This is a genomic window from Celeribacter baekdonensis, assembly GCF_003047105.1.
In the GTDB taxonomy this organism is placed as follows: Bacteria; Pseudomonadota; Alphaproteobacteria; order Rhodobacterales; family Rhodobacteraceae; genus Celeribacter; species Celeribacter baekdonensis_B.
Genome location: NZ_CP028475.1, coordinates 3,122,960 through 3,138,312, shown reverse-complemented (window position 1 = coordinate 3,138,312; position 15,353 = coordinate 3,122,960). Strand labels below are relative to the sequence as shown.

General features: G+C 58.2%; 13 protein-coding genes and 1 pseudogene. 3 read left to right on the top strand and 11 right to left on the bottom strand.

Going from position 1 to position 15,353, the window contains the following annotated elements; translation table 11 throughout:
- Window positions 1–3 precede the first annotated feature (3 nt).
- The gene (locus DA792_RS19115; protein ID WP_107722089.1) at window positions 4–2,529 is read right to left on the bottom strand and encodes an ABC transporter permease; all 2,526 of its coding nucleotides are present in this window, start codon (window positions 2,527–2,529) and stop codon (window positions 4–6) included.
- A complete protein-coding gene (locus tag DA792_RS19110) occupies window positions 2,526–3,212 on the bottom strand; it encodes an ABC transporter ATP-binding protein (protein WP_107722087.1) in 687 nt (228 codons plus the stop codon). The genes DA792_RS19115 and DA792_RS19110 overlap by 4 nt, the downstream gene beginning before the upstream one ends.
- Here DA792_RS19110 and DA792_RS19105 point away from each other — a divergent pair.
- Window positions 3,196–3,936 (top strand): arylesterase, encoded by a 741-nt coding sequence (locus tag DA792_RS19105; protein ID WP_439099371.1) that lies wholly within the window; start codon window positions 3,196–3,198, stop codon window positions 3,934–3,936. The two genes, DA792_RS19110 and DA792_RS19105, sit on opposite strands and share 17 nt — an antisense overlap.
- Here the strand turns inward: DA792_RS19105 and ccoS are convergent.
- The 8 genes and pseudogenes from ccoS to ccoN all read right to left on the bottom strand — a co-directional run bounded on the left by ccoS (window position 3,937) and on the right by ccoN (window position 11,866).
- A pseudogene (gene ccoS / locus DA792_RS19100) lies at window positions 3,937–4,094 on the bottom strand (cbb3-type cytochrome oxidase assembly protein CcoS).
- The gene (locus tag DA792_RS19095) at window positions 4,091–6,271 is read right to left on the bottom strand and encodes a heavy metal translocating P-type ATPase (protein WP_107722085.1); all 2,181 of its coding nucleotides are present in this window, start codon (window positions 6,269–6,271) and stop codon (window positions 4,091–4,093) included. The pseudogene ccoS and the gene DA792_RS19095 overlap by 4 nt, the downstream one beginning before the upstream one ends.
- 17 nt (window positions 6,272–6,288) lie before the next feature.
- Window positions 6,289–6,744: a FixH family protein gene (locus DA792_RS19090; protein ID WP_107722083.1), complete on the bottom strand. Its 456-nt coding sequence runs from the start codon at window positions 6,742–6,744 to the stop codon at window positions 6,289–6,291.
- A gap of 3 nt (window positions 6,745–6,747) precedes the next feature.
- Entirely contained in the window at window positions 6,748–8,199 is a 1,452-nt protein-coding gene (gene ccoG / locus DA792_RS19085) for a cytochrome c oxidase accessory protein CcoG (RefSeq protein WP_107722081.1), read from the bottom strand.
- Window positions 8,200–8,494: 295 nt separating this feature from the next.
- Entirely contained in the window at window positions 8,495–9,343 is an 849-nt protein-coding gene (gene ccoP / locus DA792_RS19080; RefSeq protein WP_107722079.1) for a cytochrome-c oxidase, cbb3-type subunit III, read from the bottom strand.
- Entirely contained in the window at window positions 9,340–9,519 is a 180-nt protein-coding gene (locus tag DA792_RS19075) for a cbb3-type cytochrome oxidase subunit 3 (protein ID WP_107722077.1), read from the bottom strand. The genes ccoP and DA792_RS19075 overlap by 4 nt, the downstream gene beginning before the upstream one ends.
- 10 nt (window positions 9,520–9,529) lie before the next feature.
- Entirely contained in the window at window positions 9,530–10,255 is a 726-nt protein-coding gene (gene ccoO / locus DA792_RS19070; RefSeq protein WP_107722075.1) for a cytochrome-c oxidase, cbb3-type subunit II, read from the bottom strand.
- A 15-nt stretch (window positions 10,256–10,270) separates the two neighbouring features.
- Window positions 10,271–11,866, bottom strand: a complete 1,596-nt coding sequence (gene ccoN / locus DA792_RS19065; RefSeq protein WP_107722073.1) for a cytochrome-c oxidase, cbb3-type subunit I — start codon at window positions 11,864–11,866, stop codon at window positions 10,271–10,273.
- Window positions 11,867–12,241: 375 nt separating this feature from the next.
- On the opposite strand from ccoN, the gene DA792_RS19060 reads away from it, so the two are divergent.
- Window positions 12,242–13,081, top strand: a complete 840-nt coding sequence (locus DA792_RS19060) for a universal stress protein (RefSeq protein ID WP_107722071.1) — start codon at window positions 12,242–12,244, stop codon at window positions 13,079–13,081.
- Between the two features lie 108 nt (window positions 13,082–13,189).
- Here DA792_RS19060 and fnrL read toward each other — a convergent pair whose 3' ends face one another.
- Window positions 13,190–13,930, bottom strand: a complete 741-nt coding sequence (fnrL, locus tag DA792_RS19055; RefSeq protein ID WP_107722784.1) for a transcriptional regulator FnrL — start codon at window positions 13,928–13,930, stop codon at window positions 13,190–13,192.
- A 65-nt stretch (window positions 13,931–13,995) separates the two neighbouring features.
- Here fnrL and hemN point away from each other — a divergent pair, with 65 nt between their 5' ends.
- Window positions 13,996–15,351 carry an oxygen-independent coproporphyrinogen III oxidase gene (gene hemN / locus DA792_RS19050; protein ID WP_107722069.1) on the top strand — a complete coding sequence of 452 codons (1,356 nt, stop codon included), beginning with the start codon at window positions 13,996–13,998 and terminating at the stop codon, window positions 15,349–15,351.
- Window positions 15,352–15,353: the final 2 nt, after the last annotated feature.

Sequence of the window (15,353 nt, the reverse complement as noted above, 5' to 3'; positions counted from 1 at the left end):
GTTTTATCCGTCTGCGCTGCGCAACACCCGTGCAGGCCGAACCAACATGGCACGCCATGAAAAGAATAAGGAGGTGATCAGCGTAACGCTGATCCCTCCGACCACGATCCAGAGCGCCGAGAGGGTGGACAGGGTGAACTCTGCCTCCATGACAAAATGGATCACGGCCCAAGCGGCAATGGCCCCGGCCCCAAAGGCAACACATCCCGCAGCCGCCCCCAACAGCAGCGATCGCAGGGCAAAACTGGCCAGAATCCGCCCCCGGCTCGCCCCAAGTGTTTTTAAAATGGCCGCCTCAAACCTGCGACGATCCTCGCCTGCTGCCGCAGCCCCGACCAACACAACAGCGCCCGTCACCAAAGTGGCCATAGCCCCCAAAGTTGTAGCCGCAGCGATGCTTTTGAGGATGGAACTGACCCGATCAATCGCATCCCGCACGCGGATCGTCGTGATGTTGGGATAGGTGCGCGCCAGATCGCGGATCAACGGGGCCTCCGCCTCAGGCGTGACATAGATCGTGGCAATATGGGTGTGCGGTGCCCCGGACAAAGCCGCCGGATTCATTGTCAGGACAAATCCCATTCCCGCGCTGGAAAAATCAACATTGCGCAAGGAGGTGATCGTGCCGGTGATGTCGCGTCCGAGGATGTTCACCGTCATCTCATCGCCGAGCTTCAGCCCCATCTCGGCGGCTTCTTCGGCGGCAAAGCTGATTTGCGGCGGCCCCTCGTAGTCCTCTGACCACCATGCGCCTTCGGTCACCTCGGCATTGTCGGGCTTTTGCGCGGCGTAGGTGATGCCCCGATCGCCGCGCAAGACCCAATGTGGCCCAGCCACGGTTTGAGCATCTTGGCCATTGATCCGGGTGATGATGCCGCGCAACATTGGCGCGGTCTCAAATCGGGTGACACCCGTATCCTCGGCCAAGCGGTTCAGCACGCCTTCGATCTGATCTTTTTGAATGTCGACCACATAATAAGAAGGCGCGGCATCGGGCAAATCACGGCCAATGGCACCGCGCAGATTGGTGTCGATTTGCCCGATGGCGGACAAAACGGTGAGCCCTAAACCAAGCGAGAGCACAACGGAAATGGTTTCACCGCCGGGTCCGCCGACCGAACCCAATGCCAATCGTAGGGGCAAGAAGTCACGCAGCGCTTTGAACCGGGCCAAGCGGCGCGCGATCACGGCCATACCCCGCCCGGCCAGCACCAACGCGCCAAAGGAGAGCGCCAATCCGGCACCCGCCCAAAGCACAAGACGTGCACTGTCCGAAAACAGAGTTGCAGCACTCACAAGAGCTGCGATCAGGACAAAAATGGTCAAAAGATAGGGCCAGCGCGGCAGGCCTTTGAGGCCGAATTGCGCGTCCCGGTACAGGGCCGCAGGGCGAATTTTTTCGGTGAGGGCCAAGGGCCAAAGCACGAAAACGGCACTGGAGAGGACGCCATAGAGAGCCGCTTCAAATAGCGGAGCTGGATGAATGCTCGCGTCCATCGGAACGGGAAGGGCATTTTGCAAAAACGGCGCCGCGATCAGCGGGATGAGACCGCCAAGGATCACCCCGCCAACAATGGCCAACAGGGTCAAAACACCCACCTGCAACAGATAGATCATCAGGATTGTGGCGCGGTCCGCACCAAGCGTTTTGAGCGTGGCGATGCTGGCGATTTTACGATCGAGATAGGCGCGCACTGCAGAGGACACGCCAACGCCGCCAACCGCAAGGCCAGCAAGCCCCACAAGCACCAAAAAGGAGCTGAGCCGCTCCACGAACCGATTCACCCCCGGCGCGCCATTGCGGGAATCCCGCCAGCGAAATCCGCCCTCTGCAACCTCCGCCTCGGCGCGGGCTTTGAGCGGGTCAAGATCGGTTTGCGGCGAAAGTTTAAGCCGATACGACGCATCAAACAGGGAGCCCGGCGATAAAAGCGCGGTGTTGCGAAGCGCCTCGCGCGCCACGATGCTGCGCGGGCCGAGAGTGAACCCGGCAGAAGCCCCATCTGGTTCGCGCGTCAGTTCGGCCATGACAACAAAGGCGACATCGCCGAGACGCACAGGATCGCCAAGGGCAAGGCCGAGCCGTTCGCGCAACATTGGGTCAAGGACGATCCCAGGCGTTCCATCCCGCCCCGCAAGGGCCTGCGTCAGCGGCATGTCGGGGCGCAAACCGACCGAGCCAACAAGAGGATAGGCGGCATCAACGGCTTTAACTTGGGTGAGCGCTCGTTCATCCTCGCGACTGAGCATGGAGCGGAAATCAGCAATCTCTGACACTGTAACAGATTGCGCTGACATCCAATCGCGTTCCTCTGGCGTGGCAAAGCGATAGGTGAATGTCATCTCCGCATCCCCGCCCAGAAGAGCTGCCCCTTCGCGGGCGAGGCCCACAGAGATGCTTTCGCGCACTGAAGTCACGGCGGCAATCGCAGCCACGCCAAGGATGAGACAGATCAAGAGGACGCGAAACCCGCGAAGGCCTACACGCAATTCACGTCGGGCAATGCGCCATGCCAAACGCAGTTTCATGCGGGGACCTCGGAGAGATCCAATACACCATCACGCAGCCGAATGATCCGGTCACACCGCGCCGCCAATTCCGGCGCGTGCGTGACCAACACCAATGTCGAGCCATGCCGATCCCGCAGCCCCATCAGAAGATCCATAATCGCCGTGCCTGTGGTGCCATCGAGGTTGCCCGTGGGTTCATCGGCCAAAAGGATTTCAGGACGTGGGGCGGCAGCGCGGGCCAGTGCGACACGTTGTTGTTCACCACCTGAGAGTTGTGCCGGATAATGCCCGATCCGCGCGCCAAGCCCCACCGCCTCAAGCTCCTGGCGCGCCCGATCAAACGCATCACTCACCCCCGCGAGTTCAAGTGGGATTGCGACATTCTCCAAAGCGGTCATAGTCGGCAAAAGGTGGAAGGATTGGAACACAACCCCCATATGATCCCTACGGAAGCGCGCGAGTTGGTCTTCGTCCATCGCGGTCAAATCGCGCCCGAGCACCGAAATGCGCCCGGATGTGGCCTGTTCCAGCCCGCCGAGCAACATCAGGAGAGACGATTTGCCAGACCCCGAAGGCCCGACCAGCCCCAGCGTTTCGCCACGCGCGACATCGAGGGAAATCCCGCGCAAAATCTCGACCTGCCCGGCATTGCCATCAAGCGTCAGGCGGGCATCGTTCAGCGAAATGATCGGATCAGGCATCGGGGGCATCCTTGTGTCTTTACCCTTTGGATATGGGGTGTTGCGACGGATCGGCAAGCGGTTTTCCCAGAGATTTACCCTTGTTTTGCTTCAGATTTGGATGATCTGTGCGGCGGCGGCGGCCACTGCCGAGCCTGTGCGGATCGCAGCCCTCGGTGACAGTTTGACCCAAGGCTACGGCTTGATGCAGCAAGACGGGTTCACCGCGCAATTGCAAGATTGGCTGGCGGCGCATCACGTCGACGCGACGATCATCAATGCAGGCGTGTCGGGGGACACCACGGCGGGCGGGCTGTCGCGTGTGGACTGGACCCTGACCCCGGACATCGACGCGATGATCGTGGCCTTGGGCGGCAATGATTTATTGCGTGGATTGTCGCCAGAGTTGAGCCGCGCCAACCTGAAAGGCATTTTGGAAGTGGCACAGGCGAAAAGCGTCCCTGTCCTGTTGGTCGGGATGCAAGCGCCCGGCAATTATGGTGCCGAGTATAAAGCGCATTTCGATGCGATATACCCGGATTTGGCTGACACTTATGGCACGCTGTATTTTGACGGATTCCTCAAACCCCTCACCGACTTAGGCCTTTGGGAACAGATACTTAAAACCCATATGCAGGCAGATGGGGTGCATCCCAATGCCACGGGCGTGTCGGTGATTGTCGAAGCCATGGGACCGACGGTCGAAGCCTTGGTCCATCGTGCGCGCGGTGCCACCCCCGACTAATCACTCTTTTGGATGATCGTCGTAATCGCCCGTCAGGATGCGCCGTGCGTCCCCTTCAGGGTCATCATACTGACGCGACCGAAGCGACCAGAAAAACGCGACAAGTCCGATCCCCCGAGCAAAAGCGAGATTGGGATCAGATAGACGAGGACGTTCATGATTTACCTCTGAGGCGCAGCGCGTTGAGCGAGACCGTGATGGAACTGACCGACATCGCAAGGGCTGCGGCCAATGGGGTGGCAAAGCCCGCCAAAGCAATCGGAATGGCGATCATGTTGTAGCCTGCCGCAATGGCAAAGTTTTCTTTGATGCGGCGGGTGGCAGAAATCGAAACGCGCGTCGCCTCGCCCAACGGTGCGAGCGATTTGCCCAAAAGCACCATGTCGGAGACGACCCGCGTGGCCTCAAGGGCGGAGGCTGGAGAGATCGACACATGAGCGGCAGCCAAGGCGGCGGTGTCATTGAGACCATCCCCGACCATCAACACTTTGCGGCCAGACCGGGTGAGTTCGGCAACGCGCAGGGCTTTGCCTTCGGGCAAGCAATCGGCATCCCATGCGGCGATTCCGACGCGATGTGCAATGTCGGCCACAGCCGCAGCGGTATCACCCGACAACAACACAACATCTTTGCCTTGGCGTTTGAGCGCTGCCACTGCCTCAGCCGCGCCATCACGCAAATGGTCAACAAAGGTAAAGGCCAAAGGGGTCTCATCGCCGATTTTAAGATAGGTGGCAGTTTGGGGCTTGGCCACGGCATTGAGCCATGCCGCACGGCCCAGTCGCACCGACGAACCATCATAACGCGCCTCAATCCCCTGCCCCGGCACTTCGCGAATGTCGGTCAGTTTGGCGGGAATGACATCGGCGGCGCGCGTCGCGGCAAACAGCGCAAAGGACAAAGGATGCGCCGAACCAGATGCCAAAGCCATGGCGATGCCACGGGCACGCGGCGGGATGTCGGACAGATTTGACAGTTCGGGGCGACCTTCGGTCAAGGTGCCCGTTTTGTCGAAAACCACGGTATCAACCTCGGCCAGACGTTCAAGTGCCGTGGAGGATTTGATCAACATCCCGGCGCGGAACAATCGGCCAGAGGCGGCGGTGGTGACCGCAGGCACGGCAAGGCCCAATGCACAGGGACAGGTGATGATCAACACGGCCACAGCGATGTTCAGGGCATGACGAACGTCCCCCCCCGTGGCAATCATCCAGCCAATGAACGCGCCAAGCGCCAAAAGGTGAACCGCAGGCGCATAAATCCGCGCGGCGCGGTCCGCCAAAGAGGTGTAGCGATTGCGCGAGGTTTCAGCCATCGCCACCAAATCGGCCATGCGGTGCAGTGAGCTGTCTTCGCCCGCCGCTGTGACTTTAACCACCAAAGGCCCGGTCAGATTGACTTCTCCGGCGGACACGATCGTGTCCACCTCGGCCAGCGCGGGAAGACTTTCCCCTGTCAACCAAGAGCGATCCACCTCAGAGGCGCCGTCCATGACGATCCCGTCCACGGGCACGCGAGCGCCGGGGACAACACGGATCAACGCGCCCTTTTCAACCTCGGTGATCGAGATCACCCGACCATCGGCCAAGGTCACGCGCGGGACTTCGAGGGCGGCGAGTTCTTCGGCGGCAGAGCGGGCGACGGAGCGAGTGCGGTAGTCCAGATACCGGCCCGCAAGCAAAAAGAAGGTCAGTGACAAAGCGGCGTCGAAATAGGCATGCGCGCCGGATTCAAAGGTCTCATACAAAGACATGCCGCCCGCCAAAAGGATGGCCAAGGAAATCGGCACATCCATGTTGAGGCGCTTGGCTTTAAGAGCGGTGAGGGCTGAGAAAAAGAACGGCTGAGCGGCATAGGCGATGGTCGGGAGCGCGATGGCGGCAGAGATCCAATGGAACATGTCGCGCGTGACATCTGAGGCCCCGGACCAGACCGCGACCGACAGAAGCATGACGTTCATCATGGCAAAGCCGGACACGGCAATGCGGGTCAGAATGGCGCGGCCTCGGCGGTCGGTTTCAGTCGCCGAAATCGCGCCCGCGTCGAGTTCATAGGCCTCATATCCGGCGCGGGTCAGCGCCCCCACGAGATCGTCGACAGAGACGTCTTCGTCCGCCTCAATATGTGCGCGTTTGAGCGTCAAGTTGACCCTTGCTGCGCGCACACCGGGCTGTTTGGTCAACTCGCGTTCGACGCCGGAAATACAGGCCGCACAATAAATCGCGGGCAAAGAGAGCACAAACCGGGTGTCGCGCACATCACGTGCATGAGCAACATCCTTTGCGGCTGGTCCCGCCACACAGGCGGGACAGGCCGAAATCTGAACCTCAGACATCCGGGGCCTCTTTTCGGTTAGCGTTTGACGTGAATGATAACACGCTGTTTGAACGGCGTCCCATCCTGTGCGGTGGCGACCATCCGGTAGTTCCAATTGCCCTCAGCCAGCACCCCGGTTTCGGCCACATACGCCTCCCCGTTAAACGTAAATTCAGGCGTTTGATCCTCGACAACATTGGTGGCCCGGCCCAGTGTGCCGCCCATTTCGGCGGCTTCCACCGGGTTGCCATTCGCATCGCGGATAAAGATGTACAGTTTGCCATCTTCATCATCGGCCTCGATGGTCCACCCCAGCGCCTCTTGCAACGCCTTGTCGTGATCAAAGGTCTGCGAGGCAACATAGGAGTTTTTGACCTCGAGACCGGGGAAGGTCCGCACGGCCTGAACCGCCATGAAAATATTGACCCCGATGATCACGGTAAAGGCGGACACGGTCCCAATGAGAACATGTTTGCCAGTGATTTCGCGCATGGTTTAGTTTCCTTTGCCGTTGAAGACCGAGTCGACGGAGACCCGTTCGGAGCTTGCCACATCTTCGACCCAGAACGAAAACTCTTCGCGTTCGGAATTTGCGGCGTCGGACCCTGCGGGTGCCTCAACATAGGCCCGCACGATGCGCATTTCATCGGCGTTCACTGCAATAGTATCGCCCGCCGTAGTGTCGCCGCCCTGCAACGTCACCGTCAAGTTGGCGTCGCCAGAGACGCTCACGCGGAACTCACGCGTTTCGCCATGTTTGTTGCGCAAACGCAGGTCGTAAATATTGCGGATCGCCCCATCGGATTGCATGACATAGGTCGGATTGCGTACGGGGGCGACGGTCATGTCGATGTCCGAGCGAATAAAGAGAGCAAAGACCAGACCAAATCCAACAGCGGCCCAAAGCACGGTGTACAGGATCGTACGCGGGCGCAGGATGTGTTTCCACACCGGTTTTGTCGGCTCGCCGGAGATTTCGCGCGGCTCATCAGTCAGCGCCATATAGTCGATCAGGCCCCGCGGCTTGCCGATTTTGTCCATCATGTCATCGCAGGCATCAATGCAGAGCGCGCAGGTGATGCATTCGAGTTGCTGACCATCGCGGATGTCGATGCCCATTGGACAGACGTTCACACAGGCCATACAGTCGATGCAATCCCCCAATTGGTCCGCGCCTGCGCCCTTGCGGTGTTTGCCACGCGGTTCGCCGCGCCAATGGCGGTAAGCCACAGTCAGCGTGTCTTCGTCCATCATCGCGGCCTGAATCCGCGGCCATGGGCAAGCGTAGATACAGATTTGTTCACGGGCGATAGCGCCGAAAAAGACTGTGGTGGCGGTCAAAACACCCATGGTCAAATAGGCCGCCGGATGGGCATGGCCCGTCACAAGGTCAACCAACAACGTTGGGGCATCGGTGAAATAAAACACCCAAGCCCCGCCGGTCGCGAGACCAATCACAATCCACGAAATATATTTGACGATCCGCAGGCGAACTTTACGCAGGTCCCATTTTTTCTGACGGTGCAACCGCAGGCGCGCGTTGCGATCCCCTTCGATCCAGCGCTCAACGAGGATAAACAGGTCGGTCCATACGGTTTGCGGGCAGGCATAGCCACACCACACGCGCCCCGCAGCCGAGGTAAACAGGAACAGGCCAAGCCCGGCCATGATCAACAGGCCTGCAATGAAGTAAAATTCATGCGGCCAGATTTCGATCCAGAAGAAGTAAAAGCGACGACCGGCGAGGTCGATGAGAATCGCCTGATCCGGCAATTGCGGACCACGATCCCAACGAATCCAAGGCGAGAGATAATAAATCCCCAAAGTGACCGCCATAATGACCCATTTGAGGGTCCGGAAATAGCCTTTCACGCGACGCGGAAAGATCGGCTCACGGGCAGCGTAAAGTTTGTCTTCGGGGGGGTATCGGTAGAGCTCATGGAGCATTGCCTTTTCGCAGAGTTCGCGTTTTCCCCTTAATGGGGGGGAGACCTTTATGGAGCCTTGATGTGGATCAAGATTTTTAGACTCGCTCCTAAAGATGCATCAAAAAAGTTTCTTTTTCCTGTGACATCCTGCCGCCCCTCATAGAGGAGCGAAGCGACATCAAATGGAAACAAAGCCGCGACCCTTCAAGAGCGCGGCTTTGTTGTCGTTTGTTGGCACCAACCCTGAAGAAACGCGCGAACAGGATCAAGGGTCAGTGCCGCAACCCGGGCGTTGCCGCCCGGATTCCTATAGCTTATTGGCCGCCGCCCAGTTGGTGGACGTAAAGCGCGGCCGCGTTGACCTCAGCCTGAGACAGACGCTGACCCCAAGCCGGCATCACGCCAAAACGGGCGTTGGTGACGGTTTCTTTGATGGTGGCACGATCGCCACCATAGAGCCAAATCGCGTCGGTCAGATTCGGCGCACCTTGGAAGATGTCGCCCGTGCCGTCCTCAAGGTGGCACGCCGCACAGTTGTCAGCGAACACAACGGCGCCTTCGGTGGCCATGGCCGCATCGTTGTCCTGACCGGACAGCGACAGGACATATTCAACCACTTGATCAATCTGAGCCGGTTCAAGCAACTCGTCAGCGCCAAAACGCGGCATCTCGGAGTAGCGCGCCTCATCGGTTTCGTTTCGCACACCGTGTTGGATGGTGTAGGCGACCTCATCAATCGTCCCCCCCCAAAGCCAATCGTTGTCCAAAAGGTTCGGATAGCCGACGTTGCCGGCAGCACCGGAACCGTGGCACTGAGAACAATTGGCCCGGAACACAGCGGCACCCATGTTGACGCCGTAGTTGTGCAGATCCGAGTTCACATCGATTGTCGTGACATCGGCAGAGGCCAACTCGGCGTTCACGCCCGCGTTCATCTCCTCAAACGAGGCGATGTCTTTGGCCACTTCTGCCCGAGTGGACCAGCCAAGCATCCCAGCAGTTGCACTTTTGATCCCCGGCCATGCAGGCATCGCGATCGAGTAAGCGATGGCCCAAATGATACAGGCATAAAAGACCATCAACCACCAGCGTGGGAGGGGGTTGTTGAGTTCTTCAATCCCATCCCAGGAGTGGCCTGTTGTTTCCACATCTTTTTTGCTCATGTCCTCGCCTCCTTTTCGGCGGGTGTGTCTTCGTTGCGGAAGATGCTGGTCGAGACGTCTTGATATTCTTTGCGCGAGCCCGGGCGGAACGCCCAGACAATCACCGCGACAAAGAACACGAACATCGCAAGCAGCACCCAGCTGTCGGCAAATTCACGAAGGATATGATAGTCCATCACATGCCCCTTAGCGCGATGCATCAGGCGTAAAGGTCGAGAAGTCGACCAATGTGCCAAGCATCTGCAAGTAGGCGATCAGAGCATCCATCTCAGTGATACCGGGTTGACCGTCGAAGTTGGACACAACGGCTTTGGGATAACGGGCCATCAACCCGTCATAGTCACTGTCGGGATCGGCCTGCGCGGCAAAGTCCGCTTGCGCCACTTCGATCATTTCGTCGGTGTAGGGCACACCCACGATCCGATGAGTCGACATCAGGTCCTGAATGTATTCCGCGTCGATATAACGATCCGCGAGGAAGCCATATTTCGGCATAACCGACTCAGGCACCACCGACTGTGGATCGGTCATGTGATCGACATGCCACGCATCGGAATAGCGACCGCCCACACGGGCCAAATCCGGGCCGGTGCGTTTGGAGCCCCACTGGAACGGGTGGTCGTATTTCGACTCCGCTGCCAGAGAGTAGTGGCCGTACCGTTCTACTTCGTCGCGCATCGGGCGGATCATCTGAGAGTGACAGACGTAGCAGCCTTCGCGGACGTAGATTTCACGACCGGTCAGTTCAAGCGGGGAATAGGGACGCACGCCTTCGACATCCTCGATGGTGTTTTCGAGGTAGAAAAGGGGGGCGATCTCTACGATCCCGCCAATGGTGACCACCAAAAGTGCGCCGACCATAAGGAGGGTGCCGTTGGTTTCAATGATCTTATGCTTGTCAATGAGAGCCATTGTTTAAACCCTCCCTTATTCGGCCGGAGCCATGGCCGGAACGTCTGCTTTTGCAGGGCTACGACGCACAGTCATGATCAGGTTGTAGCACATGATGAGTGCACCAGTGAGATAGAGAACCCCACCCATCGCACGAACCACATACATCGGATGTTTGGCGGACACGGTGTCGGCAAAGGCGTTCACGAGGAAACCTTGGCTGTCGACTTCGCGCCACATCAGGCCTTCCATGATACCCGTCACCCACATGGATGCCGCGTACAACACGATGCCAATGGTGGCGAGCCAGAAGTGCCAGGACACGAGGCCAAGCGAATAGAGACGATCCCGGTTCCACAGGCGCGGGGTGAGGAAGTAGAGAGCACCGAAGGTGATCATACCGTTCCAGCCCAAAGCACCGGAGTGCACGTGGCCGATGGTCCAGTCGGTATAGTGAGACAAAGAGTTCACGGCGCGGATTGACATCATCGGACCTTCAAAGGTCGACATGCCGTAGAAGCCCACGGAGATCACCATCATCCGGATAACCGGGTCGGTGCGCAGCTTGTCCCATGCGCCAGACAGCGTCATCAGACCGTTGATCATACCACCCCAGGACGGCATCCATAGCACGATGGAGAACACCATACCGAGGGTCGAAGCCCAATCCGGCAGAGCGGTGTAGTGCAAGTGGTGCGGACCAGCCCAGATGTACAGAAAGATCAAAGCCCAGAAGTGAATGATCGACAGTTTGTAGGAGAACACCGGACGCTCGGCTTGTTTCGGCACAAAGTAGTACATCATGCCCAAGAAACCTGCGGTGAGGAAGAAGCCCACAGCGTTGTGACCGTACCACCACTGCGTCATCGCATCCTGAACGCCAGACATCACCATCACAGAGCGCGAGCCCAGGAAGGAGACAGGGATCACCAGGTTGTTGACGATGTGCAGCATCGCGATGGTCACGATGAACGACAGGTAGAACCAGTTCGCCACGTAGATGTGCTTTTCTTTACGCTTAAAGATCGTGCCCATGAAGGTGACGAGATAAGCGACCCAAACGATGGTCAGCCACAGGTCGATGTACCATTCCGGCTCAGCGTATTCTTTGGATTGGGTCACACCCAAGACATACCCCGTCGCCGCCAGCACGATGAACAAGTTGTAGCCCCAGAACACAAACCACCCAAGACCGCCACCGAACAGGCGTGCCGCGGAGGTGCGTTGTACCACGTAGAAAGACGACGCGATCAAGGCGTTGCCGCCAAACGCGAAAATCACCGCAGAGGTGTGCAGCGGACGCAAGCGTCCAAAGTTGCCGTGACCTTGCAGGAACTCGAAGTTGAGGCTCGGAAAAGCGAGCTGGAAGGCAATAAACGTCCCCACCAGGAAGCCCACAACGCCCCAGCCGGCAGTTGCGATAACACCGTAGCGCACGACGCCATCAAAGTAGCCTTCGGGCTGTGCTTTGACGTCGCCTGTTGTCCGCAGGGTGTAGATGAATGTAATGGCCGCCGCGGCCATGAAAATAAGCGCGTGGACTTGATAGCCAAAATCGCGCCCGTAGTTTGCAGCAAGGCCGAATAGGACCACGGCGATCCCCAGCACTGCCAACTTAATGTAGTTCCACATGTTGCGTCCCTTCGTTCTGATGCCCATTTACGTTAGGCATGTCGCCCCGTGTTTGGCACAGGTCTCGACAGTTTGCGGTTTGAACGACATCGGGGCGAGCCTCCTTGATCTGAGTCAAAGCATCGTGAGAAAGGGATTTCTCGCCCAAATTTCGTATGTTGTCCGCATTCGTTCCTCAAAGGGCTGAATATTATAAAAACAGCCCGGTTCGCGCCTTAGTTTGCGCTCCCTTAGTCCTTTTACATAGTTAAATTTAAATGAACCCCCGCGCAAATCGCCGCGGCTCTCAAATTTGTTGATCTCAATCAAAGCCCCGTTGCGCACACAGGCGCATTGTTTAGGTCGAAATGACGCAATTCCCGAACGGAGGTCGCCATGCCTTTTAAAACTATTACAACCATCATTTGCAACATGGATGCGGATCGTCATGCCCTTGAGGCTGCAACCGCTCTGGCTCGCCGCGAAGACGGGCATCTTGACGTGATTTGTCTGGGCCTCGATCGCACGCAACCCGGCTTTTACTATGCTGGCACCAATGCGATGGCTTTGCAGGACAATCTACAACAGGCCCAAACGGAAAGCCGCGAGATTGAGGCTCAGGTCACGGACTTCATGAAAACCCAAGAGATTTCTTGGATGACCAACCCGCTGACTGCGCAAATGGCCGGTCTGACTCCACAGCTCGCACATTTCCTGCGTTTCTCTGATGTTGTCGTTCTGCCCCGCCCTTACGGTCCGGGCCGCAGCCACGAACACGAAGAAATCTTGGAAGCCGCGCTGTTCTCAGGCCATGTTCCGGTTCTCGTTGTCCCCGACACCGCCGATGTGCCGCAAAACATCGAACGCGTCGTCGTCGCGTGGAATGAGAGCGCCGAAGCCTTGGGCGCTGTGCGTTCCGCTCTGCCGATTCTGCAAAAAGCCGATATCGTGGACATCACCATCATCGACCCACCACAACACGGTCCTGATCGTTCTGATCCGGGTGGCTCGCTGTGTCAAATGTTGGTGCGTCACGGCGTGCGCGCCGAAGTGTCGGTTTTGGCCAAAACCATGCCGCGTGTCTCTGACGTGCTCTGCCGTCAACTGCGAGACAAGGACGCCGATCTCTTGGTGATGGGGGCTTATGGCCATTCCCGCTTCCGCGAATCGATCTTGGGGGGTGCAACCCGCCACATGTTGGAATTGGCGGATATCCCGGTGTTGATGTCGCACTGACGCCCAACACCACGACCAGAATGCAATCCGACCCGCAGACAGAACAGTCTGTGGGCCGGAAAACATTTAGGGATATGAGTTGCGTGGCGCAGGTTCAGTGATTTGGCCTTAGGCCATCATCCCGCCATCGGTGTCGTCCCCCGTTTCGATCTGTAACCGATCGAAATCCGGGATGATCACTTTGCGTTTGCCTTCCAGCGTGATGATTCCCTCACGTTTAAGCGCCGAAATCTGCCGAGACACGGTTTCAAGCGTCAGTCCAAGGTAATCCGCCATCGCTTCGCGGGTCAGCGGCAATTCAAACATCATACCGTCGCCCGTACTTTTAAGCGCCAGCGAGGATTCGCGCCGAGCGATGATCGCCATCAGCGAGGCAATTTTCTCCCGCGCCGTCTTGCGACCAAGAATCAGCATCCACTCGCGCGCCGCATCAAGTTCGTCCAGCGTCATCTCCAAAAGCCGCTGCGCGATATGCGGCGTGCGCGTCATCAGCGCTTCAAAAGGTTTGCGCCGGAAACAACACAGCGTGAGGTTGGAGACGGCAACCACATCATATGGGGCGACATCTCGGCCCGGACGCCCAAGAAAATCGGAGGGCAACAACAGCCCCACCATCTGGGTGCGTCCGTCTTCCATGGCTTGGCTCAACGAGGCCACGCCCGTGACCACAGAGGCCACAAAATCCATGCGATCCCCAGACCAGACAATCGGTTGGCCCGCCTCATAGGAACGATAATATTTGATGGAATCGAGTTCTTCGAGCTCGTCCGTCTCGCACCGAGCACAGACAGCCCGGTGACGGATCGGACAGGACCCGCACTCTTTGTTGTCGAATACAATGTCACTCATAGGTGCGCTCGCGTTTTTGATCTGGGTCAATGCGCCCAATTTTGGTTCCTCTAGATCGTATCCCCATGAACACGCACACGCAACTCCGCAAGCTCGGCCTTTTTGACGCTCGTGTCCCCCGGTACACAAGCTACCCAACCGCGCCTCATTTTTCTGACGCCACAAGCGCCGGGGATGTGGAAGGCTGGCTTAAGGCTCTGGACCCGTCTCAGCCGATTTCGCTTTATGTCCATGTGCCGTTTTGTCGGCGCCTGTGTTGGTTTTGCGCCTGTCGCACGCAAGGCACAACCACGGCGGGCCCTGTGGCCGCCTATGTCGAGACACTGAAAGCCGAATTGGCCCTGTTGAAAGCGCGCCTTCCAGATGGGATTAAAATCGGCCATTTGCATTGGGGCGGTGGAACGCCAACGCTGCTTGAGGCCGGTATGATCGCTGATTTGTCAGCCGCGATCCGTGATGTGGCGCCTTTTGCCGAACGGTACGAATTTTCTGTCGAGGTTGATCCCAACGAGGTCGATGACGCGCGTTTGGACGCGCTGGCAGCGGCGGGGATGAATCGCGCCTCAATCGGAGTACAGGATTTCGATCCCGCCATTCAGGAAACCATTGGCCGCATTCAGTCCTATGAGACCACGAAAGCCGCCGTTGATGGCCTTCGGGCCCGCGGGATCACTTCGCTCAATGCCGATATTTTGTACGGCCTGCCCGGACAGACCCCGGAAAAAATCGCCGAAAGCGTGCAAAAGCTCCTGACCCTCTCGCCGGACCGGGTTGCCTTGTTTGGCTACGCCCATGTGCCTTGGATGGCGCGGCGGCAAAACATGATCCCAACCGATGAATTGCCCCGGCCCGAAGAACGTCTGGACCTGTTCAACGTGGCGCGGGACTTGTTCGTTTGGGATGATTACGTCGAGATTGGCATCGACCATTTCGCCAAGAAAGGCGACGGTCTTGAGGTCGCGTTGCGCACTGGAACATTGCGCCGCAACTTCCAAGGCTACACCGACGACAAATGCCCGACCATGGTCGGCGTGGGAGCCTCTTCGATTGCGAAATACCCACAAGGCTTTGCCCAAAACCATCCCGCCACATCAAAATATCAGGCCGATGTGCGCGCCGGGCGTTTGCCGATCGCCAAGGGCCATACCTTCAGCCCCGAAGACCATTTGCGCGGGCGGATCATCGAGGCTTTGATGTGCGATTTCCGGGTCGAAGTCGCGGAATTGATCCAAAACCATGGCCTGTCGCAGGCCGAATTTGAAGCCTTTGCCAAAGGCGTCAGTGACGCGTTTCCCGGCATGCTCGCGACCTCGTCGGAGCGCATTGTCATCCTTGACGTGGCCCGCCCGCTCACCCGGATGATCGCCCGCCATTTTGACGCCTATGACATGACACAGGCCAAACATTCCTCCGCCGTCTGATC

Excerpts from the sequence above, each read along its gene's own strand:
- DA792_RS19095 (WP_107722085.1), bottom strand. The coding sequence starts at position 6,271 with ATGTCTGAGGTTCAGATTTCGGCCTGTCCCGCCTGTGTGGCGGGACCA.
- DA792_RS19105 (WP_439099371.1), top strand. The coding sequence starts at position 3,196 with ATGATCGGATCAGGCATCGGGGGCATCCTTGTGTCTTTACCCTTTGGA.
- DA792_RS19115 (WP_107722089.1), bottom strand. The coding sequence starts at position 2,529 with ATGAAACTGCGTTTGGCATGGCGCATTGCCCGACGTGAATTGCGTGTA.
- ccoO (WP_107722075.1), bottom strand. The coding sequence starts at position 10,255 with ATGGCTCTCATTGACAAGCATAAGATCATTGAAACCAACGGCACCCTC.
- fnrL (WP_107722784.1), bottom strand. The coding sequence starts at position 13,930 with ATGAGTGACATTGTATTCGACAACAAAGAGTGCGGGTCCTGTCCGATC.
- ccoP (WP_107722079.1), bottom strand. The coding sequence starts at position 9,343 with ATGAGCAAAAAAGATGTGGAAACAACAGGCCACTCCTGGGATGGGATT.
- ccoG (WP_107722081.1), bottom strand. The coding sequence starts at position 8,199 with ATGCTCCATGAGCTCTACCGATACCCCCCCGAAGACAAACTTTACGCT.
- DA792_RS19110 (WP_107722087.1), bottom strand. The coding sequence starts at position 3,212 with ATGCCTGATCCGATCATTTCGCTGAACGATGCCCGCCTGACGCTTGAT.
- DA792_RS19060 (WP_107722071.1), top strand. The coding sequence starts at position 12,242 with ATGCCTTTTAAAACTATTACAACCATCATTTGCAACATGGATGCGGAT.
- DA792_RS19090 (WP_107722083.1), bottom strand. The coding sequence starts at position 6,744 with ATGCGCGAAATCACTGGCAAACATGTTCTCATTGGGACCGTGTCCGCC.
- hemN (WP_107722069.1), top strand. The coding sequence starts at position 13,996 with ATGAACACGCACACGCAACTCCGCAAGCTCGGCCTTTTTGACGCTCGT.
- ccoN (WP_107722073.1), bottom strand. The coding sequence starts at position 11,866 with ATGTGGAACTACATTAAGTTGGCAGTGCTGGGGATCGCCGTGGTCCTA.
- DA792_RS19075 (WP_107722077.1), bottom strand. The coding sequence starts at position 9,519 with ATGGACTATCATATCCTTCGTGAATTTGCCGACAGCTGGGTGCTGCTT.